Genomic DNA, 20828 nt, shown 5'->3' with positions numbered 1-20828 from the left:
TCATACATGTTCACTGGCACGCCCGCGTGCTTCGCGGGTCGCGGACATGTGCATGATGCGGACTTTGCATGACTGATACCCTTTCCCGATTTCGCCAGGACTGGCTCGGCAACATCCGGGCCGACGTGCTTGCCGGCCTCGTCGTCGGACTCGCGCTCATTCCCGAAGCTATCGGCTTCTCGATCATCGCCGGGGTCGATCCGGCTGTAGGCCTCTGGGCCTCGGTGGCGATCGCCATCGTGATCTCGTTCACCGGCGGGCGTCCGGGCATGATCTCGGCCGCGACTGCGGCAGTCGCGGTCCTCGTGGGGCCGCTGGTTCGCGAACATGGCGTGGAATATCTCTTCGCGGCGACGATCCTCATGGGCGTGTTCCAGATCATTGCCGGCCTGCTGCGGCTCAATCTGGTGATGCAGTTCGTCTCGCGCTCGGTCATCACCGGTTTCGTGAACTCGCTCGCCATCCTGATCTTCATGGCGCAGCTGCCGCAGCTGATGAACGTGACCTGGCACACTTATGCGATGGTCATTGCCGGGCTCGCGATGATCTACACGCTGCCGCGCCTGACCAAGGCCGTTCCTTCACCGCTGATCTCGATCCTGGTCCTCTCGGCGATCTCGATTTCGATGGGCCTGCCCGTTCACACCGTGGGCGACATGGGCGAACTGCCCTCCGGCCTGCCCTCGTTCGGCCTGCCGCAAGTGCCGCTCACGCTGGAAACTCTCCAGATCGTAGCGCCTACCGCGCTCGCCATGGCGGCCGTCGGCCTGCTCGAATCGCTGCTGACCGCGCAGATCGTCGACGACATGACCGACACCGATTCGTACAAGCGCTATGAATGCCGCGGCCAGGGCATCGCCAACATCGTCGCTGCCCTGTTCGGCGGCATGGGCGGCTGCGCGATGATCGGCCAGTCGGTGATCAACGTAACCTCCGGCGGCCGCGGCCGCCTGTCGACTTTCGTCGCCGGCTTCTTCCTGTTCATCCTGCTGGCGGTGCTCGGACCGTGGGTTGGCCGGGTGCCGATGCCCGCCCTCGTCGCGGTAATGATCATGGTCTCGATCGGCACGTTCTCGTGGAACTCGATCCCGAACCTTCGCCGCCACCCGTGGCAAAGCTCGGTGGTCATGCTCACGACCGTCGTGACCGTCGTCTCCACCCACGACCTCTCGAAGGGCGTGATCGCCGGCGTGCTGCTGTCCGGCATCTTCTTTGCGCAGAAGGTCCAGCGCCTGTTCCGCGTCGAACGGACCCAGGAAGGCGACACCGCCACTTACCGCGTCTCGGGCGAGATCTTCTTCGCCTCGGTGCATCGCTTCGTCGAGCAGATGCAGGCCGGCCAGGAAACCGCGCCCAACGTGGTCATCGACATGACCCACGCCCACCTGTGGGACATCTCCTCGGTCGGCGCGCTCGACAAGATCGTCGGCAAGCTGGACCAGGGCGGCGCCAGCGTGAAGGTGATCGGATACAACGAAGCGAGCAGGGACATCGTCGACAAGTTCGGCCTGCACGACAAGACCGGCTTCGAACTCGGCACCGTCCCGCACTGACAAAACGAAAGGGCCCCCGCCGCACCATGCGACAGGGGCCCTCTCCGACCTTTACGAACCTTTATTTGACGACGTCGGCCTCGTGCCAGACCACCGCCTGCGCCGCCTTCATGCAGTTCTCGGCCGTATCCCACGAAATCGTGGGCGAACCGTAAAGGCGCCATCCCTGCGCCAGCGCCTCGGACACGCGCTCGCAAAAGGCACGGTCGTCCTTGCCGGTAAGCAGGCGATAGATCGGGCGGTCTTCGGGCGTCTGGTACATGGTTTGGCCTCTCCTCAGAGAATGTACTTGGACAGGTCCGCGTTGCCCGCAAGACCTTCCAGCTTGTCGCGCACGTAAGCCCGGTCGATGGTCACCGTTTCACCGGTACGGTCCTCGGCTTCGAAGCTCAGTTCCTCGAGCAGCTTTTCCATCACTGTCTGCAGGCGGCGGGCACCGATGTTCTCGACACTTTCGTTCACCTGCGCGGCGATCTTCGCCACTTCCTGAACCGCATCGGCCGTCACGTGGACCTTGACGTCTTCGGTGCCGAGCAAGGCGCTGTACTGTTCAACGAGATTGGCGCGCGTTTCCGAAAGAATACGCACGAAATCTTCCTCCGTCAGCGCCTTCAGTTCGACGCGAATCGGCAGGCGGCCCTGCAGTTCGGGCAGCATGTCGCTCGGCTTGGCGACGTGAAAGGCGCCCGAGGCGATGAACAGGACATGGTCGGTCTTCATCGGACCGTACTTGGTGGCAACGGTCGTGCCCTCGATCAGCGGCAACAGGTCGCGCTGCACGCCCTCGCGCGAGACGGAGCCGCCGCGCACGTCGGACACGGCGATCTTGTCGATCTCGTCGATGAAGACGATGCCGTTGGTCTCCGCATTGGCCAGCGCCGTGCGGGCCACGTCGTCCTGGTCCATGCGCTTTTCGGATTCTTCGTCGACCAGCTTGTCCCAGGCTTCGGGCACCTTCATCCGCCGACGCTTGAGCTGGTTCTGGCCGAATGCCTTGCCCATGATGTCGGACAGGTTGATCATCCCGACCGAGCCGCCCATGCCCGGAATCTCCATCGGGGCGGAGGGGCTGTCCTCGACCTCGATCTCGACTTCGGTTTCATTCATCGCGTTCTCGGTGATGCGCTGGTGGAATGCGGCGCGGGTCGCTTCTGATGCCCCCTCGCCCACAAGTGCATTGAGCAGGCGATCCATCGCGGCCTTCGATGCCGCCTCGCGAACGGATTCCCGGCGACGGTCCTTCTCCAGGCGGATCGCTTCCTCGACGAGGTCGCGCGCGATCTGCTCGACGTCACGGCCGACATAACCGACTTCGGTGAACTTGGTCGCCTCGACCTTCACGAACGGCGCCTCCGCCAGCTTGGCGAGGCGGCGGCTGATCTCGGTCTTGCCGCAGCCGGTTGGGCCGATCATCAGGATGTTCTTGGGCGTCACCTCGTCGCGCAGGTCGACGGGAAGGCGCTGGCGGCGCCAGCGGTTGCGCAGGGCAACGGCGACGGCCTTCTTCGCTTCCTTCTGACCGATGATGTGTTCATCGAGAGCGCGAACGATGGCCTTGGGAGTGAGGTTGTCTTTCATGCTTCCCCGGAATCTCAGATGGTCTCGACCGTCACGCGGTCATTTGTGAAGACGCAGATTTCGGCCGCGACCTGCATCGCGCGGCGGGCCATGGCCTCGGCGTCATCTTCGTAAGGATCGAGCGCGCGGGCTGCGGCCAGCGCATAGTTGCCGCCCGATCCGATCGCGGTGATTCCGCCCTCGGGCTCAAGCACATCGCCGTTGCCGGTCAGCACCAGCATGGTGTCCGCATCGGCCACGATCATCAACGCTTCGAGGTTGCGCAGGTACTTGTCGGTGCGCCAGTCCTTGGCCAGTTCCACCGCCGCGCGCATGAGCTGGCCGCGATATTGCTCCAGCTTGCGCTCCAGGCGTTCGAACAGGGTGAAGGCATCGGCCGTCGCACCCGCGAAGCCGGCAATGACCTTCCCGCCTTCACCGATCCGGCGCACCTTGCGCGCGTTCGGCTTCATCACGGTATTGCCCATGGAAACCTGGCCGTCGCCGGCAATGACGGTCTTGCCGCCCTTCTTGACGCCGACGATCGTCGTACCGTGCCACTGGATCAGGCCGTGGCTCGCCCCATTGCTATCCATGCCGGGGATATATGCCCCGAGCCGCAAGGTTCAAGCGGCTGGGACCGAGCTGTCCGCAAACGCAAAAAAGAAATGCGCTCAGCTGCCGTTCGGACCGGGTCCGCTCGGACCGCCCTGGCCGCCCATGCCGCCGGCACCCACGGCGCCGATGTTGCCGAACAGGTCTTCGAGCAGACCGCGATGGCGGCCCAGCGTCGGGGTCTTGTCGCCATTCGGGCTGATGCGGGCGACCTGCTCCATGCCGCGGCGATCGACCGCGACAACATTGCCCTTGGGATCGAAGCGGACACGCAGAACCGTCTGCTCGCTGGTGCGCGGACGACCGAAGGGCGGCGTCTTCACAAACTGCGAAACGTAGAACCAGTCCTTTTCGCCGAACTGGCTGACGAAAGTCGGGCGACCGAGCGTCTTTTCCACCGACAGGCGATTGTCGACGCCCGGCTGGACCGAATCGACCAGTGTCTGATCGACGATGTAGCCGCGATGATCCCGGATCGAAGTGCATCCGCCCGCCAGTGCAGCCAGGGCCATCACCAGGCCTGCCGCTGCGATCTTGGGACCAAAACTGCGCATTTTCACACTCCAATCGTCCGGTTCGTCCATGCCAGGCATTGCCAGCAGGCGCCCCGCCCATATATCGGCCGGATTAACGGCATCGAGCCTTAAGGCCCTCCATCGCCTCGTGCAATGGGCGTTGGGGCAGCTGCGTTGAATTGCCGATGAACGAAAGGCCAGTTACCCACGTGTCCCTCCTCTCACGCATTCTCGGCAAGGGCTCCGACAGCCGCAAGGCAGTCCGCCCCCTTTGGCATCGCACGGTGGAGATCGCGCGCGAGAAGGAATGGTACGCACAGTGCGGCGTTGCCGACACCGTTCCCGGTCGCTTCGATGCGGTAACGCTGGTGACCTCGCTGGTCATGCTGCGCATGGAACGGGACAAGACCCTGATCGAACCTTCGGTGCGGCTGACCGAACTTTTCGTCGACGACATGGACGGCCAGCTGCGCCAGTCCGGAGTCGGCGATCTTGTCGTGGGCAAGCGCATGGGCAAGCTGATGAGCGTGTTCGGCGGTCGCCTGGGCGCGCTTCGCGAAGCCTTCGCCGCCGGCGACGATACGCAGGTCAAGGCCGCGCTCGTCCCCGTGCTGGAGCGCAACGTGACGCTGATCGAAGGCGCGGATACCGAAGCGCTGGCCACCCGCCTGCAGGCCCTCGCTGCGCAGCTCGACGCCATTTCCGACGAGGACCTCATGGCCGCAAGGATTGCGCGATGACGCACAACGAATTCTCCCGCGAGATCGACATTCGCCAGGCAGAAGGCAAGGCTGTCCACGTCGAGGCCAACGAGGCCGAGCGCGCCGCGCTGGCGAAGCGCTTCGGGCTGGTGCGGATTTCGAATCTCGAAGCCGATCTCATGCTCAACCGCTCGGGCGAACGCGATGCCGAAGCGCGGGGCACGCTCAGGGCCAGCTTCGTCCAGTCCTGTGCCGTTTCGGCCGAGGACATCCCTGTCGAGGCCGAGGAACCACTGTTCTTCCGATTCGTCCCGCAGGCCACGGACTACAATCCCGACGAGGAAATCGAGCTCGACGCCGACGACTGCGATGAGATCGAGTATTCCGGAACGCACATCGACCTTGGCGAAGCCGTGGCGCAAAGCCTCGCCCTCGCCATCGATCCGTTTCTGACCGGCCCCCAAGCAGACGCCGCCCGCAAGGCCGCCGGCATCGGCTCACCCGAGGATCAGGGGCCCTTCGCGGCACTCAAGGGCCTCGACCTGAAGAACTGACGGGCAAAGCAAGGCGCGCCGGGAAAACGCTCAGTCTTTTACCAACCTGATGGCCTGGCGAAGCACGGCATCGACGACTTCGGTCCCTTCCGGCTCCCCGATTTCGTGGTCCCGCTGGAGCATCCTGTTGCTGCGCAGTAGCGTGAAGCCGTAAAGCAGGGACCAGTACGCGGCCACGCGGAACCCCAGCGCCTCGTCGGGAATCTGCTCACCGACCGACCTGACCGCAGCACGCAGGATTGCAAAGCCCTCGCTTTGGGCTTTCGCAATCGCCGGCTCAAGAAATGGACGGGTCAGTTCGCTCTCGTACATCAGCGAGAAGATGCGGGGATTTTCTTCCGCGAAGGCAATGAAATGCCGGCTCAAGTCCATCAACCCATCTTCCGGCGATGCCGAGGTTTCCCCACGATGCGTCCCCAGCAACCTGTCGTAGCCGGTCAGCGCAACAGCAATCAGCAGAGAGCGGCGGTCGGGAAAATGATGATAGGGCGCGCCCGGCGATACACCGACCACCTGGGCCAGCTTTCGGACCGACAAGTCCTCGTGCCCGTGGTGCTCGACATAATCGGCTGCCGCCTCAACCAGTTGAGTCCGCAAGTCGTCCCGATGATAGCTTCTGTTCGGATCCGCCACCCTGTCCCCCGTCATGATTTCGCACTCCTTGAAGCCTGATGAGGCGCTTGACAAGTGACCCGGCGCCAATCTAATCGGCGCTCAATCAATCAGCGATTAGATTGATCACCGCGTTTCAGCAAAGCGGGATGCTCGTAGGAGAGAAGTCACCGCGCAGGCTTACCGCCGCGCAAATTTCCACATGAAGTTCGGGTTCTCAAAAGATCGTGCCGCCTCGAGCGGTAGCGAGCGCTGGAGCTCATCGTCGGCTCGCAAGAGCGAACGCGGTTCATGGTGTGATCACCAACCGTCGACACCCTATTCGGGAGGAATAAAAACTTGAAGAAACTGCAGTTTGTTTGCGCCATCCTCGCCGGGACCGTCCTGTCCGGAAATCCGGTCTTCGCGCAGGATGCCGACACGGCGCAAGACGCCCCCCAGTCCGAGGAAACGACCGGCAACGACATCGTCGTTACGGCACAGCGTCAGTCCCAGCGCCTGCTCGACGTCCCCCTCAGCGTCCAGGCCCTGAGCGGCGACACGCTGCGTGACCGCGGCATTACCGACCAGCGTCAGCTCGGCCTCATCGCGCCCAGCCTCCAGGTCCAGCGCGACAACAACTACTCGATCCGCGGCATCGGCACGCAGTCCTTCGCCAGCACGATCGAATCGAGCGTTGCGACCGCGGTCGATGGCGTCACTCTGGGCAGCAGCATGCTGAACGGAAACCCGTTCCTCGACGTGGCACGCGTGGAAGTCCTGAACGGCCCGCAAGGCCTGCTGTTCGGCAAGAACGCATCGGCCGGCCTCGTCAACATCACGACCGAGCGTCCGGAGATCGGACACTACGGCGCCAATTTCAATGCACAGGCCACGTCGAACGCACTGCCCGGCAACAACGCGGACGGCGTCCAGGTCGACTCCACGGTCAACGTGCCCGTCACCGACAATTCTGCCCTGCGCGTCAGCGGCGTCTACAAGTACCAGCAGCCGATCACGCATTACAATCGCGAGAATGCGACCGGCCGTCAGGACAACAACTTCCGCCAGTACGGCCTGCGCGGCAAGTACCTGCTGGAAGCTACCGACCAGCTGACCGTCTACGCCATCGGCGAATACTACGAGACGCACGGCATCGGCACGATCTTCGACGTCACCTATCGGCAGCTCGCCGATGGCAGCATCAATACGGGCCCGGTTGCGGGCGATGGCGTAACGCCGGGCGATCGCAACTTCTATGCGGGAAGCGACGGCGCGCAGTATCGCGACCTCAAGACCGGTGGCGCACAGCTCAACCTCGATTATGAACTCGACAGCGGCTGGACCCTGTCGAACATCTTCGCCTGGAAGTTCTACTCGCTCAACCAGCAGATCGACGCTGACTCGACCGGCCAGAACGGTGCGAACATCAACAGCACCAGCTCGCGCTTCGACCAGTTCAGCGAAGAACTGCGCCTTGCCCTTCCGTCGACGGGTCCGCTCACCGGCCAGGTCGGCCTCTACTACTATCACTCGAAGCTCGATCAGGTCAGCCAGATCGCCGGGAACAATTACTTCACGGATCCGCTTCTGGGCAACGCGTTCTGCGTGGGGGCCAACGCTCCGTCGACCTGTGCGCCGACCAACGACTACTTCCTGGGCACCGACAAGGACTATACCAGCAAGAACGAAAGCTACGCTGCGTTCGGTCAGCTGACCTATGCCTTCAACGACATGTTCAACGTCTTTGCCGGCGGCCGCTTCACGCATGACAAGGTCTCGATCGACCTCGTCCAGAACACCGGTGCATACTTCCTGACGCTCGGCGTTCCCAACGGGACGTTCAAGCAGAGCTTCAGCAACGACGAGTTCAGCTGGAAGTTCGGCGGCCAGTTCAAGCCTTCGAACGACGTGATGTTCTATGTCTCTTACGGCCGTGGCTACAAGGGCCCGGGCATGAACGACACCGGCGCATCCCTCGATGCCAACCTCGCCATCTACCCCGAAACCACCAAGAATTTCGAGGCGGGTGTCAAGTCGAGCCTGCTGGGCCGCATGGTCACGATCAACGCCTCGGTGTTCCACACCATCTTCGACAACTTCCAGATCCAGTCGTTCGATACAGATCTGCGGACCTTCGTGATCGGCAATGCTGCCAAGGTGAAGAGCAAGGGCGCCGAAGCTTCGGTCACCGTCCGTCCGGCCCATGGCCTGACGCTGTCGGCGACCGGTGCCTATGCCGATACCAAGTTTGACACCTACTCGGCTGCACAGTGCTACCCGGGCCAGGGATGCGGGACTGCGGGTACTTTCGACGCTTCGGGATACCGCCTTGCATATGCCCCCAAGTTCACCGGGACGATCGGCGCCGCTTACGAGCTGCCGCTGAACGACAACGGCCTGAGCCTGCTGCTGAATGCCGACCTCTACCATCGCTCGAAGGTCGAGACGGTCATCAATCATGCGCCGGATTCGCAGATCGGTGCGATCGACGTCCTGAACGGCAGCATCGGCCTTCGCGGCGACGCCTGGAACCTGTCGGTGTTCTGCAAGAACTGCACGAACAAGGTCTACCCGCTCGCCATCCAGATCGAATCGGGTGACAGCAGCGCCCAGCCGAGCCCCATGCTGAGCTACACGCAGCGCTGGGGCCTGGACTCGACCAGGACGGTCGGCCTGCGTTTCGGCTACAACTTCTGAGTTGAATGACTATGGGCGGGCCATCTTCACGATGGCCCGCCTTTTTCTTGACCTGATCGGATCGTCTGATCACCCGAGCCCCTTACCCGGGGTGACCGACCTACCGCCTCATGGCTCGCTCTGCAGAGCATACGCAGTTAACGTCCTGCGCTCGACCTCGCCGCACACGTTGGCTTGAGGCAAAGCGGGGACAACCCCACCCAACATCGGATGCACTGGGAATTGTGCCGCTACGTTGCGAAGCGCGCCTGTGCGTTGCCAAGGACGAGCGAAACCCGCACGCCCGGCCGAGAGCCGTGCCGCAGATTGCGCCCTGCTTTCAGCCCGGCGGTCTGGCGGCTGCGCGGCCGGCAACCAGTCTATCGCATATATCGAGAGGTCGTGGGCAAGAACCTTGCCCGGCGCTTCTATGGGGAAAGGGCTGTCATCCAGCCCCATCGCTCCTCCGTGCAGGGCCTCAGCGCAAAGGCATCTCCCGCACGGCTCAAGTATGATCCGCGTGGCAGATCAGAACGGAATGTCATCGTCAAGATCGTCGCCGAAGCCGCCGCCGCTGCTGCTGCCGCCCGACGATCCGCCGGTGCGACCCCAGTCGTCGCCGCCACCGCCCGAACGACCCCAGTCGTCACCTCCACGCGCACCGCCACCGCCCGAGCGGCCACCGCCGCCAAAGCCGCCCGATGCGCCGCCTTCGCCGAAGCCGCCGGAGCGACCGCCGCCACCGCCGCCGCCCTGCGCACCATCGAGCATGGTCATGACCGCGCCCGGTCCCTGCAGTACGATTTCGGTCGTATAACGGTCGTTGCCCTGCTGGTCCTGCCACTTGCGGGTGCGCAGCTGGCCTTCGATGTAGACCTTCGAGCCCTTGCGCAGGAAGCGCTCGGCCACGCCGGCCAGACCTTCGGAGAAAATCGCGACCGAATGCCATTCGGTACGCTCCTGGCGCTCCCCGGTGTTGCGGTCCTTCCACGATTCACTGGTGGCGATACGCAGGTTGCATACCTTGCCGCCGTTCTGGAACGAACGGACTTCCGGGTCAGCCCCGAGATTGCCGACGAGAATGACCTTGTTGACGCTGCCTGCCATGGAATCGCTTTCCTATCGTGTGTGGCCGGTTGGGTAGCCAATCGCGGCGTCCGACGCCAACCCCGGAAGCGGGCCTTTCCCACAACCGAGGCGGAAGGATCGCTAGAGGCCGATGGCCGTCGCGGTCCAGAACGTCAGCCCTGCGGCAATATAGGCGAGGCCGAACAGGTAGGCGAGCATGAAGGCGGGCCACTTCCAGCCGTTCGTCTCACGCCGGGTGACGGCAATCGTCGACATGCACTGCGGCGCGAAGACGAACCAGGCCAGGAAAGCCAGTGCCATTGGCAGGGTCCAGCGCGACTTGAGCTGATCGCCCAGTTCCATCGCCTGCTCGTCCTCGTCCGTGGCATCGACCGCATAAGTCGTCGCCAGCGAACTGACTGCCACTTCGCGCGCAGCCATGGCCGGGATCAGCGCCAGTGCCATGTCACGGTTGAAGCCGATGGGCTCGACCACGACGGCAAGGCCATTGGCGACCTTTCCAGCAATCGAGGCGTCGACCTGGCTTTCTCCCGGGCGGGCCTGCGGGAAATTGAGCATGACCCACAGCACGACAGTGACGGTGAAGATGATCGTGCCGGCGCGCCGCAGGAAGATCCAGGCACGCTGCCACAGGCCGATCGCCATGTCCTTGAGGCGGGGAAGCTGGTACTTCGGCAGCTCCATGATGAAGCCCGAAGCCGCCCCCTTGGTCACCGATCGGCGCAGCACGAGAGCGACCGCCATCGCCCCGATCACGCCCGCGACATAGAGCGCGAAGAGAACCAGTCCCTGCAGGCCGATGCCCCAGCCGACGGACCGGCTGGGGATGAAGGCGGCGATGATCACCGCATAGACCGGCAGGCGCGCCGAGCACGTCATCAGCGGCGCGATCAGGATCGTCGTCAGCCGATCCTTGGGATCGCTGATCGAGCGTGTCGCCATGATGCCGGGAATGGCGCAGGCGAAGCTCGAAAGCAGCGGAATGAAACTGCGCCCCGAAAGGCCGACCGAGGACATCAGCCGGTCCATCAGGAAGGCCGCGCGAGCCATGTAGCCCGATGCTTCCATCGCGAGGATGAATGCGAAAAGGATGACGATCTGCGGCAGGAACACGACCACCGAGCCGACACCGGCAAGGATGCCGTCGGTCACGAGATCGCGTACGAGGCCAGCGGGCATGAACTCGATAGTCCAGTCGGTCAGCCAGCCTACCGCTGCCTCCAGTCCGTCGGCGAACGGGGTCGCCCAGGCAAAGACCGCCTGAAACACCACGAAGAGCAGCGCGAACAGAACGAACGGCCCGATCCAGGGATTGAGCAGAAGACGATCGAGCTGCGCGTGCAGGCGATGGCGGCGGGTTTCCGAGAGAATCGCGCCTTCGGCCATGGCATGGGCAGCAACGCGCCGCTCGGTCAGGGAAAGGTCGGTTATGCCCGGCCCGGGGTGGCGCATCTCGGCAGAGGCGATCGCCTCTGCCAGATCGGTCAGGCCGCGGCGACGCACGGCTACCGTGGGAATGACGCGCACCCCCAGTTCCTGCTCGAGCAGCATGGCGTCGAGCACGAGACCGTCGCGTTCGGCAAGGTCGACCATGTTGAGCGCGATGACGGTGGGCTTGCCCAGCGCAAGGATTTCCTGCGCGAAGACCAGGTGCTGTTCCAGGTTCGACGCATCGAGGACGATCACCAGCACGTCCGGCACGGCTTCGCCGGGGAAATGGCCGCGCACGACCTTGGAAGTAACTTCCTCGTCCGGGCTCGTTGCATCTAGGCTGTAAGCGCCGGGAAGGTCGGTCATCTCCACCGGCTCGCCGGTGGGAAGCACGAAGCGGCCCGACTTGCGCTCGACGGTGACGCCCGGATAATTCGCGATCTTCTGACGCGCACCGGTCAGGGCATTGAACAGCGCGCTCTTGCCCGCATTGGGGTTGCCGACCAGTGCGACCTTGCGTTGGCGGCTCACAGGACTTCCACTTCCATGGCTGCGGCGTGGGCGCGGCGCACGGCCACGATCATGCGGCCGACCGAAATCGCGATCGGATCGCGGCCGCCGAAGACGCCGCGATGCGAAACGGAAACCTTGGCCCCCTCGTCGATGCCGAGCGCACGCAGGCGGTGCGCCTCCTCATCGACGAGGCATTTCCAGTCGACCGCTGTGATGCGGGCGCCCTGGCCTACGGGAAGCAAGTCTAAAGTCATGGATCTGCGCTGCCAGATTACATCGTTATTTGCAACTGGTTCGCAATAGCCACCCCCTCCTGTCATTGTCCGCGATCAAATCGGGAGCAGCGACAGGCGAAAAATCAGCGCGCCGGGTAGCGCAACCGGCCCAGCAGCCGGGTCACGCTGAAACGGTCGTCAGGGGCGCGGAACACTTTCGCCTTGGTCTTTTCGAAGCGGATGATGCCGTCGATCCGGCGGTCCAGAAAAGCGCGGGTTTCAGCCTTGTCATCGCTCTTGTCGCGGGCATAGACCTGCAGCGTCGCGGCATAGATCGCTCCAAGGATCGCCCGCTTGGTATAGTGGTTGTAGTCCGTCGCGGTATCCCCTGCGAGGCGCCACATCACATCCGCGCTATGCCATCCCAGCTTTGTCGCGGCGGCGACGTTTTGCGGCATCGCCATGATCGAAAGCGCCCGGGTCAGGGCTTCCTCCCTGCCGGCCACGGCGTCGAGTCGCGCCATGACGAGGCGACGGATACGCTCGCGGATCGGAAGATTCGCCAGCGATTCGGCCGGCGTCGTGGCCACCATGCGTTCATCGACATGGCCGATCCAGGCGGCGATCATCGCCATCGCACCGCCCTGGAAGGCGAACTGGGCAAGTTCGTTATCGATGCCCGCCATGGCCGCGGCCTGCGCCACCGCTTCCTCGCTCCACCCATCGAAGGCGACGGCATCGGCAATCGCCGGGGCGAGCTGTCGGCGCAGCGCTTCGAGAGTCTGCGGCTCTTCCATCATCCTGCCTGCCACGCGATCACATCACCGGGCCGTAGACGGCCTGTGCCTTCTTCTTGTTCTTCGCCGCATATTCGTCGAGTACGGACGTCATCGGGCCGGTCTTGCTGTCGAGCGCCGCATAGTCGCGCGCCGAACGCCCCGAATTGTCGGCACGATTGGGATCGGCTCCGGCCTGCAGCAGCGCCTTGACGAGCTGCAGGTCCTTACGGTGCACGGCATAGATCAACGGCGTTTCGCCCGCGTCGTTCGAAGGGTCGGGCGACGCCTTGCTTTCCAGCAGGAACTCCGCGCCTTCACGCCAGCCCAGATTGACCGCCATTTCCAGCGGCGTGCGGCCGTGATCGTCCGCAGCGTTGACGTTGGCGCCATGCGAGATGAGGTAGTTGAGCCAGGTCAGGTCGCGGCGGGCAGTGACGATGTGCAACGCCGTCTCGCCAGTGGTCACGTCGCGCGAATTGATGATCTGCGATGAAGGATCGAGCAGGGCTTCTTCGACCTTGGCCCCATCCTTCTTCTTGACCGCTTCGAGGAACTTGTACCCTTCCGAGAAGCCCGCCTGGGCCATGACCGGTGAGGAAACCGCAAGACCCGCGGCAAGCGTCGGCAAGACCGCCATCAGGATCGCCCGAGAGATCCGCGCACCGTACCCCAAGTTGTTCCTGGACACTTCGTATTTCCTCCGACTTGGTCGATTCTTCCGGCGCTTGCTGCTGTTCGACCCAGGCATCGCACCTTGCATGGCGCGGCTTAGCAGAGCATGAAGCGACGCGCCATGACCTACCTGACACGCTGGATAGCCCCCTTTGCCCTCGGCCTTGCCGCGAGCCTGTCTCTCACCGCCTGCTCGCAGCAGGAGCAGCCTGAGCGACCGCCGCTGGAAGGCGCCGCGATCGGGGGGCCTTTCACGCTGGTCGACAAGGACGGCAAGCCCGTCACCTGGGACCAGTTCAAAGGCAAGTGGCGCATCGTCTATTTCGGATACACCTTCTGTCCGGATGCCTGCCCGCTCGATGTCCAGGCGATGATGCGCGGCTTCAACCTGTTCGACAAGGCGCACCCTGCGGAAGCGGCGAAAGTGCAGCCGATCTTCATCTCGATCGACCCCGAACGCGATACCCCCAGGGTCGTCGGTGAGTGGACCGCCGCCTTCGGCCCCAACCTGCTGGGCCTGACCGGCACCCCCGATCAGGTAAGAGTCGCCGCCGACGCCTTTGTCGCCTATTACAAGAAGGGTGAGAAAACCCCCGGCGGATACCTGATGGACCACAGCCGCATTGCCTACCTGATGGGCCCGGACGGCAAGCCCATCGCCATGCTCCCCGTCGACAAGGGCCCCGACGCCGTTGCAGCCGAACTTGCCAAGAGGGTGAAGTGAGCAGCGCGACGCCTTTCTGGGAGCGTCCGCTCGAGACGCTCGACCGCGCACAGTGGGAAGCCCTGTGCGACGGTTGCGGCCAATGCTGCCTGCACAAGGTGGAAGACGCCGACACCGGAGAGATCTTTCACACCAACGTCGCGTGCAAGCTGCTCGACCTCAAGACCGCACGGTGCAGCGACTATGCCAATCGCCGCAGCTTCGTGCCCGATTGCCTCAGCCTCAGCCTGAAGAATGCAGGCAGCCTCGACTGGCTGCCGCCGAGCTGCGCCTATCGCCTGCGCTCGGAAGGCCAGCCCCTGCCCGAATGGCACTATCTCCTCAGCGGGGATCGCAATGCGGTGCATGACGCGGGCATGTCGATCGTCGGCAAGGTGATCAGCGAGACCGTCGCCGGGCCGCTGGAGCATCACATCGTCTGGCCCTACGGCGAAGACGATTTCGACGAGGACGCCTGCGAAGAGGAGGAAGGCTGAGTCCGTGCTCGACTGGTTGCGCCGCAATCCTCGCGAAGAGCCTGTCATAGACCTTGACGGCAAGGACGTCCCCATAGTGATCCGCCGCCATGACCGGGCGCGCCGCCTTACCATGCGGCTGGCTCCCGACGGCAGCGAAGTGCGCATCACGATCCCGCGCTGGACGCGTACGGCAGAAGCCATCGCCTTCGCCGGATCGCGGCGCGACTGGCTCGCCCGTCAGCTTGCCGCCCTGCCCGTCGCCGAGCCCCTTGCCCACGGCGCGCAGATCCGGTTTCGCGGCGAAGCCCTTCTCATCCGGCACGATCCCCAGGCCCCGCGCCGCGCCGTCCACGGCGAAGGCGCCATCGCGCTGGGCGGCCCCGAAACCTCGCTGCAATCCCGCCTCAGGCGCTGGCTGGAGGGCGAAGCGCGTACGCTCATGGCCGGGGATCTGGTCGAGTACTGCGCCCGGGCCGAAGTCGCCGCGCCCAAGCTGGCGCTCTCGAACGCGAAGCGGCGTTGGGGCAGTTGCGCGCCCGACGGCTCCATCCGGATCAACTGGCGCCTGATAATGGCCCCGGACTTCGTGCGCCGGTCCGTTGTCGCCCACGAAGTGGCCCACCTCATCCATTTCGACCACTCGCCCGCCTTCCACGCCAGCCTCAATGCGCTGTTCGAAGGCGATATTCGGACTGCGAATGCCTGGCTCAAGGCCCACGGACGCGAGCTTTACCTCCCCTTCGGCTAGCGTTTGGCCCCCGAAGCGCCTAAGTAGGCCCCATGTCGTTGTTCAAACGCTCAGGATACTGGAAGGACGTCAGCCCCACGGGGATGGTCGCCGACTTCAAGGCCGTCTGGAAACAGGCCGGCAGCAACCGCTGGCGCATTGCCGCGCTTTCGGCCGCCTGCACTTTCGGCGTGTTCTTCACGATGTACCAGCAGGAGGCGAAAGGCCCACAGCCTCCGCCGAAGATCACCTATATCTCGACGTTCTCCGGCCATCGCACCGAGGCCGAGATCATCGCGTCCAACATCGCGAACCAGAAGCGCAAGGAAGCGGTCGCCAAGGAACTCGCCAAGCGTGACGAGGAAGTGCGCAACATCTACAAGACGATCGGCCGCATGTCCGGCATGGACGTCGAAAAGATCGCGCGCGAGGCCGAAGCCGAGCAGGCTGCCCGGGACGCCGCACAGAAAAAGAAACAAGGCAAACTGCCCGAAGGCGTTACATCGGTCGAGCAGATCGCGGCCCAACAGGACGAAGCTGCCCAGTGACAGCAGATAATCGCGAGGACGCTCGCTGGCTGGCGGCAACCGCCGGTCTCGCCGCGCGCGCGCGTCCGATCAGTCGACCCAATCCCGGCGTCGGCGCGATCGTCGTGAAGGAAGGCAAGGTTGTTGCCCGCGGCTGGACCCGGGCGACGGGGCGCCCCCATGCCGAAGCCGTCGCGCTCGATGCCGCCGGCGACGCGGCACGCGGCGGCACGCTCTACGTCTCGCTTGAACCCTGCGCCCACGAATCGCCGCGCGGCCCGGCCTGCGCCGACCTCGTGAGCGCCTCCGGCCTGGCCCGCGTCGTGATCGGCTGCATGGATCCCGATCCGCGCACCGCAGGCTTGGGGATGCAGCGGATCCGCCAGGCCGGAATCGCCGCCGAATACCTCCCCTCATCCGCCTGCGAGCAAAGCCTGTCGGGCTATCTCGTCTCGAAGCGGCTGGGGCGGCCCGAGGTCACGCTCAAGCTCGCCATGTCGCTCGACGGCTGCCTTGCGCTGCAGTCGGGCGAAAGCCAGTGGATCACCGGTGCGCAGGCACGTGCACATACCCACGCCATGCGCGCCAGGGCCGATGCGATCCTCGTGGGCGGCGGCACCCTGCGTGCCGATGCCCCGCGTCTCGACGTGCGCCTGCCCGGCCTCGAACAGCGCAGCCCCGAGCGCTGGGTGCTGACCGGTGGCGACGCGCCCGAAGGCTGGCGCGCCCTGCCCTCGCCCGAAGCGATCGCGGACATGGATGGCGTACAGTACCTCTTCGTCGAAGGCGGCGCGGGGGCTGCTTCGTCCTTCCTGCGTGCCGGGCTGGTCGACCGCCTGCTGATCTACCGCGCGCCGATCCTGCTGGGCGGGCGGCCTGCCGTCCGGGACTTCGGCCTCGGGTCGCTTGCTTCGGCTCATGGCCAGTGGCGAATTTGCGAGCGACGCCAGCTTGGCAGCGACACGCTCGAAGTCTACAGCCGCATCCCATGTTCACAGGAATAGTCACCGCCGTCGGCCAGATCCGCGAAACCCGCAAGACCGGGGACCTTCGCGCCGTCATCGCCTGCCCGTTCGATCCCGCCGGGATCGCGATGGGTGCCTCCATCGCCTGTTCGGGCGTCTGCCTGACCGTCGTCGACAAGGGCGGCGTCGCTGGCGATGCATGGTTTGCGGTCGACATTTCCGCCGAGTCCGTTGCCCGCACCGTGCCCGGCCGCTGGGAACAGGGTACCAGCCTCAACCTCGAGCCCGCGCTCAAGCTGGGTGACGAACTGGGCGGCCACATCGTGACCGGCCATGTCGACGGCGTCGGCAAGATCGTCTCGATAACGCCGGAGGGCGATTCGCGTCGCTTCGAGATCGAGGCATCCGCCGAACTTGCCCCCTTCATCGCGCCCAAGGGCTCGATCACCGTCGACGGCATTTCGCTGACGGTGAACGATGTCACCGACCAGCCCGACGGCACCTGCCACTTCACGCTCAACATTATCCCGCACACCGCCGAGGTCACGACCATCGGCGCGGCCAAGGCAGGGGATTGCGTGAACCTGGAGATCGACGTGCTCGCCCGCTACCTCAAGCGGATGCAAAGCCTGCGCGGCTGAACCTCAGGCCGACAGCGGCCCCTGTGCGAAACTCTCGCGGGTGATTTCGTAGATCACGTGATCGACCGTGACGCCGCAGCGTTCGTAGGAACGCATTCGGCCGGGCACGAGCCTGCCGCCGATATTCGCCATGGCCTTGCGGGAAATCGCGTTATCCGCGCCGACCTGGAAGATGGCGCGATCGTAATGCGCCAGCGCATGGACCAGCATCAGCCGCTTGAAATCGGCGTTATATCCTAGCCCCCAATAGGCGCGGGCAAGGAACGACCAGCCGATCTCGATCTCGCCCGGCGCTTCCGCTTCAGGCTCACCGAAGCGGGTCGATCCGATGATCGTTCCGCTTTCCGGCGCGAGCTTGTCGATGATCGCCAAGGCACCGCCGCCGGCAAGGGCTTCGTCGAAGAAAGCCCGGAACACGGGTTCCTGCCAGCGGTCGTGCGAGGGATGCCCGGCCCAGATCTCGCGATCGCAGGCCACGGCAAACAGCGCGTCCCAGTCGCCGGAGCGCAGGGGACGCAGCGTCAGCCGATCCCCTTGAAGGACCGGCTGACGATCCATCGTCAGGCCGTTACGTCCGCAACGGCAGCGATGAACTTGTCGATGTTGCCCTGAGTCAGGCCGGCCACGTTGATGCGGCCCGAACCGGCGAAGTAAATGCCATGCTTGTCGCGCATCGCCTGCACCTGCTCAGGGGTGAAGGGGATGATCGAGAACAGGCCGTTCTGTCCACCGATCGGCGTCAGGTCGACACCGCCGGTCTTTCCGGCAGCAGCCAGCTTCTCGCGCATCAGGCGCATGCGATCGCGCATTTCGTCGAGTTCGGCGAGCCACTGCTTGGTCAGCGCCTCGTCCTCGAGGATCAGGCGAACCGCGGCACCGCCATGATCCGGCGGCTGCGACCAGTTGGCACGGGCCAGGGCATGCGCGTTCGACATGATCTTGGGCAGGCCGTCCTTCTCGGCTGCCAGCACGTAGAGTGCGCCGACGCGGTCACGATAGAGGCCGAAGTTCTTGTCGCACGAATAGCACACGATCGCCTCGGGCACCGATGCGATGACGCGGCGCAGGCCGTAGGCATCTTCTTCCATGCCGTTACCGAGCCCCTGGTAGGCAAGGTCGATGATCGGCAGGATACCCTTGCCGGCGATGAGACCGACGATCTCGTCCCACTCGGCGTTCGAATAATCGATGCCGGTCGGGTTGTGGCAGCAGCCGTGCAGCAGAATCGCATCGCCCGGCTGGGCCTGTGCGATCGCACCGCGCACCGCGTCCATGTCGGTTTTGCCATCGGCATTGGCGTGGCCGAATTCGAAGACTTCGAGGTCGAGGTCGGCGCAGATCTGGTTGTGGTTCGGCCAGCTCGGCTTGCCGACGATGAGGCGGGTCACGCCGGCGCGCTTGGCCATCGCAATGGCAAGACGCAGCGAACCGGTGCCGCCGGGGGTCTGCATGCCTTCGATGCGGCCGTCCTGCGTCGGGTTCGCCTTGCCGAAAACATAGGGCATCAGCGCTTCGACGAAGCCCATGTCGCCCTCGGGGCCAAGGTAGGCCTTGGAGTCCTGCGTTTCGACGAGCTTCTTCTCAGCCGCCTTGATCGCACCGAAGACCGGGGTTTCCCCGTCACCGGTTCGGTAGACTCCGACGCCAAGATCGATCTTGTCGGCGCGCGGGTCCGAATTGTGGAGCTTGATCAGCGCAAGAAGCGCATCGGCGGGCTGTTGCTGAAGATTGTTTAGCATGGCGGGCGCGGCCTTACTCTCGCCCGGTAATGGAAGCAACAGGTGATCTGCGCGAAGCTGACCAACACTGCAACAACGGCAGAAAAAAGAAAGCCGGTGCGGCAAAAGTGTTACCTTGTGCCGCACCGGCTCCAGCCCACTCCCCATCCCAGACCCTTTGCGAGCCCCGGCCCCTCAGGTGCGAGAGGGGGCTCGGATGGGGAGCGGACCGATCCTGTAGAACCTTACCGATCCGGTCGGATCAGAAGGGCAGCCAACGCTGCTTGTGCGAGAACTTCATGTAACCGACGTTGGCACCAAGGCGCAGGCCCGCACCGGCACGGACCGGGATAAGGACGATATCGCCGCGGCGCAGGTAGCTGACGGTGAAGCCGCCGATCAGGTAGGCCTGTCCCTCGCCTGCGCCGAAGCGGTGATAGAGATCCTCGGAGTCATAGAGGTTGTAGACGAGCACGAAGGCGTTGCCGGCGTTGGCCCCGGCATCGAAGCCGATCGAAGGTCCGGTCCAGTAGACCGGCTTTTCGCCTTCCACCTTGTGATAGAGCGTGCCTGAGCCATAGCGCAGGCCGATCGCGAGAGCGCCACCGGCCTCACGCCCGACGATGTAGCCGTTGGGCTCCCCCTGCTTGGCAAGCAGGTCCTTGATCACATCGGCGAGGCCCTTGGCGCCCTTGCCGAAGACGCCTTCGGCCGCGCCGATCAGGTCGTCCTCGTGGTAGGTTGTCGAATTGTCGGCAGCGGGCGTCGCAGACGCGGCCGGCGCTGCCATCTTGTCGGCATTCCAGTCCGAGACACTGCTGCTCGGCTCCATCGGCGTGCCGTTACCCGATGCGGCTGCGGCATCGTGCTGCGCGGGCAGCTCGCCGGTGGGGTCGGACGAGAAGGTGGTGTCGCCCCCCTTGAGGTCCCCATCGATCGCGGCGTCGGGATCGACGGTCGTCACTTGCGCCATGGCGGGCGAGAGCGGCGAGACGACGGCAAGAAAGGCCGCCGCGAGCGCGATCATCGATCGTGATGCACGCGCGCCAGCCCGTTTCGGAGCCTTAATCCGGCTCTGTTCGGTGATTGGCTTGCAGACTGACATGACTTTCCGATCCTCCCTCGCGGTACGGCGGTAAAACTGGCGCCGAAGCGCGGCAACATTGCGACATCGCACAAGAATCCACTGCTAGTGCCGCTGCAATGAACGGGCGATGGACCGAGTCGGTTTTGCGGCAGACCGAATCGCCAAGGCCCCGAATCGTCGCCAGCGAACTAATTTCACATTCGGCGCTCATCCCCCCTTGATGCCCCTGATCCCCCCAGCTATAGGGCCCGCCTGCGCCGCATCCGGAGACGTGGGTGAGTGGCTGAAACCAGTTCCCTGCTAAGGAACCGTACTCTATCAGGGTACCGAGGGTTCGAATCCCTCCGTCTCCGCCACTTCCCGTAGATTACTGCATCGAATCAGTAGCTTACAGGGCCGACGGCAGCCCCGCCCGACATTACGGCAAGACTGGCCTTCCCATGAGAGTCATGCGTTCCGGGCATGGGCTTTGGCAGCAAGATCATGGCTCAGGTCATGCCCTCGTTCGATCATTGAC

23 protein-coding genes and 1 tRNA gene are annotated in these 20828 nt (G+C 64.3%); 11 read left to right on the top strand and 13 right to left on the bottom strand.

The annotated features are described in order from the left end of the window. Nucleotides 1–68 precede the first annotated feature (68 nt). Nucleotides 69–1553 (top strand): SulP family inorganic anion transporter, encoded by a 1485-nt coding sequence (locus B5483_RS11060; protein ID WP_079730315.1) that lies wholly within the window; start codon nt 69–71, stop codon nt 1551–1553. 61 nt (nt 1554–1614) lie between these two features. On the opposite strand, the gene B5483_RS11055 is transcribed toward B5483_RS11060, so the two are convergent. The 4 genes from B5483_RS11055 to B5483_RS11040 form a co-directional block, all read right to left on the bottom strand. Then, complete coding sequence (locus tag B5483_RS11055) at nt 1615–1815, bottom strand: DUF1737 domain-containing protein (RefSeq protein ID WP_007013714.1); 201 nt, start codon at nt 1813–1815, stop codon at nt 1615–1617. 14 nt (nt 1816–1829) lie between these two features. Continuing rightward, the gene (gene hslU, locus B5483_RS11050) at nt 1830–3131 is read right to left on the bottom strand and encodes an ATP-dependent protease ATPase subunit HslU (protein ID WP_054948031.1); all 1302 of its coding nucleotides are present in this window, start codon (nt 3129–3131) and stop codon (nt 1830–1832) included. A 14-nt stretch (nt 3132–3145) separates the two neighbouring features. Beyond that, a complete protein-coding gene (hslV, locus tag B5483_RS11045; RefSeq protein WP_007013712.1) occupies nt 3146–3706 on the bottom strand; it encodes an ATP-dependent protease subunit HslV in 561 nt (186 codons plus the stop codon). A gap of 78 nt (nt 3707–3784) precedes the next feature. Then, nucleotides 3785–4279, bottom strand: coding sequence for an outer membrane protein assembly factor BamE (locus B5483_RS11040; protein ID WP_054948041.1), 495 nt, complete (start codon nt 4277–4279; stop codon nt 3785–3787). A gap of 170 nt (nt 4280–4449) precedes the next feature. On the opposite strand from B5483_RS11040, the gene B5483_RS11035 reads away from it, so the two are divergent. Beyond that, nucleotides 4450–4980: a ubiquinol-cytochrome C chaperone family protein gene (locus B5483_RS11035; protein WP_176168001.1), complete on the top strand. Its 531-nt coding sequence runs from the start codon at nt 4450–4452 to the stop codon at nt 4978–4980. Further along, nucleotides 4977–5495, top strand: a complete 519-nt coding sequence (locus B5483_RS11030; protein WP_054948029.1) for a YceD family protein — start codon at nt 4977–4979, stop codon at nt 5493–5495. The genes B5483_RS11035 and B5483_RS11030 overlap by 4 nt, the downstream gene beginning before the upstream one ends. A 30-nt stretch (nt 5496–5525) precedes the next feature. Here B5483_RS11030 and B5483_RS11025 read toward each other — a convergent pair whose 3' ends face one another. After that, nucleotides 5526–6182: a TetR/AcrR family transcriptional regulator gene (locus tag B5483_RS11025; RefSeq protein ID WP_079730313.1), complete on the bottom strand. Its 657-nt coding sequence runs from the start codon at nt 6180–6182 to the stop codon at nt 5526–5528. 264 nt (nt 6183–6446) lie between these two features. On the opposite strand from B5483_RS11025, the gene B5483_RS11020 reads away from it, so the two are divergent. After that, nucleotides 6447–8786 carry a TonB-dependent receptor gene (locus tag B5483_RS11020; protein WP_245828976.1) on the top strand — a complete coding sequence of 780 codons (2340 nt, stop codon included), beginning with the start codon at nt 6447–6449 and terminating at the stop codon, nt 8784–8786. A 507-nt stretch (nt 8787–9293) separates the two neighbouring features. Here B5483_RS11020 and ssb read toward each other — a convergent pair. The 5 genes from ssb to B5483_RS10995 form a co-directional block, all read right to left on the bottom strand. Further along, nucleotides 9294–9872 (bottom strand): single-stranded DNA-binding protein, encoded by a 579-nt coding sequence (gene ssb / locus B5483_RS11015; RefSeq protein WP_054947913.1) that lies wholly within the window; start codon nt 9870–9872, stop codon nt 9294–9296. Nucleotides 9873–9974: 102 nt separating this feature from the next. Continuing rightward, on the bottom strand, nt 9975–11816 hold the full coding sequence (gene feoB, locus B5483_RS11010) for a ferrous iron transporter B (RefSeq protein WP_054947912.1): 1842 nt from the start codon (nt 11814–11816) through the stop codon (nt 9975–9977). Further along, nucleotides 11813–12052 (bottom strand): FeoA family protein, encoded by a 240-nt coding sequence (locus B5483_RS11005; RefSeq protein WP_054947911.1) that lies wholly within the window; start codon nt 12050–12052, stop codon nt 11813–11815. The genes feoB and B5483_RS11005 overlap by 4 nt, the downstream gene beginning before the upstream one ends. 104 nt (nt 12053–12156) lie before the next feature. Then, nucleotides 12157–12810 carry a COQ9 family protein gene (locus tag B5483_RS11000; protein WP_079730396.1) on the bottom strand — a complete coding sequence of 218 codons (654 nt, stop codon included), beginning with the start codon at nt 12808–12810 and terminating at the stop codon, nt 12157–12159. Nucleotides 12811–12829: 19 nt separating this feature from the next. Beyond that, nucleotides 12830–13429 carry an ankyrin repeat domain-containing protein gene (locus tag B5483_RS10995; RefSeq protein ID WP_079730312.1) on the bottom strand — a complete coding sequence of 200 codons (600 nt, stop codon included), beginning with the start codon at nt 13427–13429 and terminating at the stop codon, nt 12830–12832. Nucleotides 13430–13585: 156 nt separating this feature from the next. Between B5483_RS10995 and B5483_RS10990 the strand changes: the two genes are divergently transcribed. From B5483_RS10990 to B5483_RS10965, 6 genes are read left to right on the top strand one after another with little or no spacing between them, the layout of a single operon-like run. Continuing rightward, nucleotides 13586–14188 (top strand): SCO family protein, encoded by a 603-nt coding sequence (locus B5483_RS10990; RefSeq protein ID WP_245828973.1) that lies wholly within the window; start codon nt 13586–13588, stop codon nt 14186–14188. Beyond that, a complete protein-coding gene (locus B5483_RS10985) occupies nt 14185–14664 on the top strand; it encodes a YcgN family cysteine cluster protein (RefSeq protein ID WP_079730310.1) in 480 nt (159 codons plus the stop codon). Before B5483_RS10990 ends, B5483_RS10985 begins: the two co-directional genes overlap by 4 nt. 4 nt (nt 14665–14668) lie before the next feature. Beyond that, complete coding sequence (locus B5483_RS10980) at nt 14669–15394, top strand: M48 family metallopeptidase (protein ID WP_054947895.1); 726 nt, start codon at nt 14669–14671, stop codon at nt 15392–15394. Nucleotides 15395–15426: 32 nt separating this feature from the next. Beyond that, nucleotides 15427–15921, top strand: a complete 495-nt coding sequence (locus B5483_RS10975) for a hypothetical protein (protein ID WP_079730309.1) — start codon at nt 15427–15429, stop codon at nt 15919–15921. Next, entirely contained in the window at nt 15918–16904 is a 987-nt protein-coding gene (gene ribD, locus B5483_RS10970; protein ID WP_079730308.1) for a bifunctional diaminohydroxyphosphoribosylaminopyrimidine deaminase/5-amino-6-(5-phosphoribosylamino)uracil reductase RibD, read from the top strand. Before B5483_RS10975 ends, ribD begins: the two co-directional genes overlap by 4 nt. Further along, nucleotides 16889–17506 carry a riboflavin synthase gene (locus B5483_RS10965; RefSeq protein ID WP_054947892.1) on the top strand — a complete coding sequence of 206 codons (618 nt, stop codon included), beginning with the start codon at nt 16889–16891 and terminating at the stop codon, nt 17504–17506. Before ribD ends, B5483_RS10965 begins: the two co-directional genes overlap by 16 nt. Nucleotides 17507–17509: 3 nt before the next feature. On the opposite strand, the gene B5483_RS10960 is transcribed toward B5483_RS10965, so the two are convergent. The 3 genes from B5483_RS10960 to B5483_RS10950 form a co-directional block, all read right to left on the bottom strand. Beyond that, on the bottom strand, nt 17510–18064 hold the full coding sequence (locus B5483_RS10960; RefSeq protein ID WP_079730307.1) for a GNAT family N-acetyltransferase: 555 nt from the start codon (nt 18062–18064) through the stop codon (nt 17510–17512). A gap of 2 nt (nt 18065–18066) precedes the next feature. Continuing rightward, nucleotides 18067–19245, bottom strand: coding sequence for an amino acid aminotransferase (locus B5483_RS10955; protein ID WP_054947890.1), 1179 nt, complete (start codon nt 19243–19245; stop codon nt 18067–18069). Between the two features lie 241 nt (nt 19246–19486). Next, nucleotides 19487–20329, bottom strand: a complete 843-nt coding sequence (locus B5483_RS10950; RefSeq protein ID WP_079730306.1) for a DUF1134 domain-containing protein — start codon at nt 20327–20329, stop codon at nt 19487–19489. Nucleotides 20330–20576: 247 nt separating this feature from the next. On the opposite strand from B5483_RS10950, the gene B5483_RS10945 reads away from it, so the two are divergent. Beyond that, nucleotides 20577–20667: transfer RNA gene (locus B5483_RS10945), tRNA-Ser, on the top strand. Nucleotides 20668–20828 lie beyond the last annotated feature (161 nt).

The organism is Novosphingobium mathurense (assembly GCF_900168325.1).
Taxonomy (GTDB): domain Bacteria; phylum Pseudomonadota; class Alphaproteobacteria; order Sphingomonadales; family Sphingomonadaceae; genus Novosphingobium; species Novosphingobium mathurense.
This window is presented reverse-complemented; position numbering and strand designations above follow the sequence as displayed.

Excerpts from the sequence above, each read along its gene's own strand:
- B5483_RS11060 (WP_079730315.1), top strand. The coding sequence starts at position 69 with ATGACTGATACCCTTTCCCGATTTCGCCAGGACTGGCTCGGCAACATC.
- B5483_RS11055 (WP_007013714.1), bottom strand. The coding sequence starts at position 1,815 with ATGTACCAGACGCCCGAAGACCGCCCGATCTATCGCCTGCTTACCGGC.
- hslU (WP_054948031.1), bottom strand. The coding sequence starts at position 3,131 with ATGAAAGACAACCTCACTCCCAAGGCCATCGTTCGCGCTCTCGATGAA.
- hslV (WP_007013712.1), bottom strand. The coding sequence starts at position 3,706 with ATGGATAGCAATGGGGCGAGCCACGGCCTGATCCAGTGGCACGGTACG.
- B5483_RS11040 (WP_054948041.1), bottom strand. The coding sequence starts at position 4,279 with ATGCGCAGTTTTGGTCCCAAGATCGCAGCGGCAGGCCTGGTGATGGCC.
- B5483_RS11030 (WP_054948029.1), top strand. The coding sequence starts at position 4,977 with ATGACGCACAACGAATTCTCCCGCGAGATCGACATTCGCCAGGCAGAA.
- ssb (WP_054947913.1), bottom strand. The coding sequence starts at position 9,872 with ATGGCAGGCAGCGTCAACAAGGTCATTCTCGTCGGCAATCTCGGGGCT.
- B5483_RS11005 (WP_054947911.1), bottom strand. The coding sequence starts at position 12,052 with ATGACTTTAGACTTGCTTCCCGTAGGCCAGGGCGCCCGCATCACAGCG.
- B5483_RS11000 (WP_079730396.1), bottom strand. The coding sequence starts at position 12,810 with ATGGAAGAGCCGCAGACTCTCGAAGCGCTGCGCCGACAGCTCGCCCCG.
- B5483_RS10995 (WP_079730312.1), bottom strand. The coding sequence starts at position 13,429 with ATGGCGGTCTTGCCGACGCTTGCCGCGGGTCTTGCGGTTTCCTCACCG.
- B5483_RS10990 (WP_245828973.1), top strand. The coding sequence starts at position 13,586 with ATGACCTACCTGACACGCTGGATAGCCCCCTTTGCCCTCGGCCTTGCC.
- B5483_RS10975 (WP_079730309.1), top strand. The coding sequence starts at position 15,427 with ATGTCGTTGTTCAAACGCTCAGGATACTGGAAGGACGTCAGCCCCACG.
- B5483_RS10965 (WP_054947892.1), top strand. The coding sequence starts at position 16,889 with ATGTTCACAGGAATAGTCACCGCCGTCGGCCAGATCCGCGAAACCCGC.
- B5483_RS10960 (WP_079730307.1), bottom strand. The coding sequence starts at position 18,064 with ATGGATCGTCAGCCGGTCCTTCAAGGGGATCGGCTGACGCTGCGTCCC.
- B5483_RS10955 (WP_054947890.1), bottom strand. The coding sequence starts at position 19,245 with ATGCTAAACAATCTTCAGCAACAGCCCGCCGATGCGCTTCTTGCGCTG.
- B5483_RS10950 (WP_079730306.1), bottom strand. The coding sequence starts at position 20,329 with ATGTCAGTCTGCAAGCCAATCACCGAACAGAGCCGGATTAAGGCTCCG.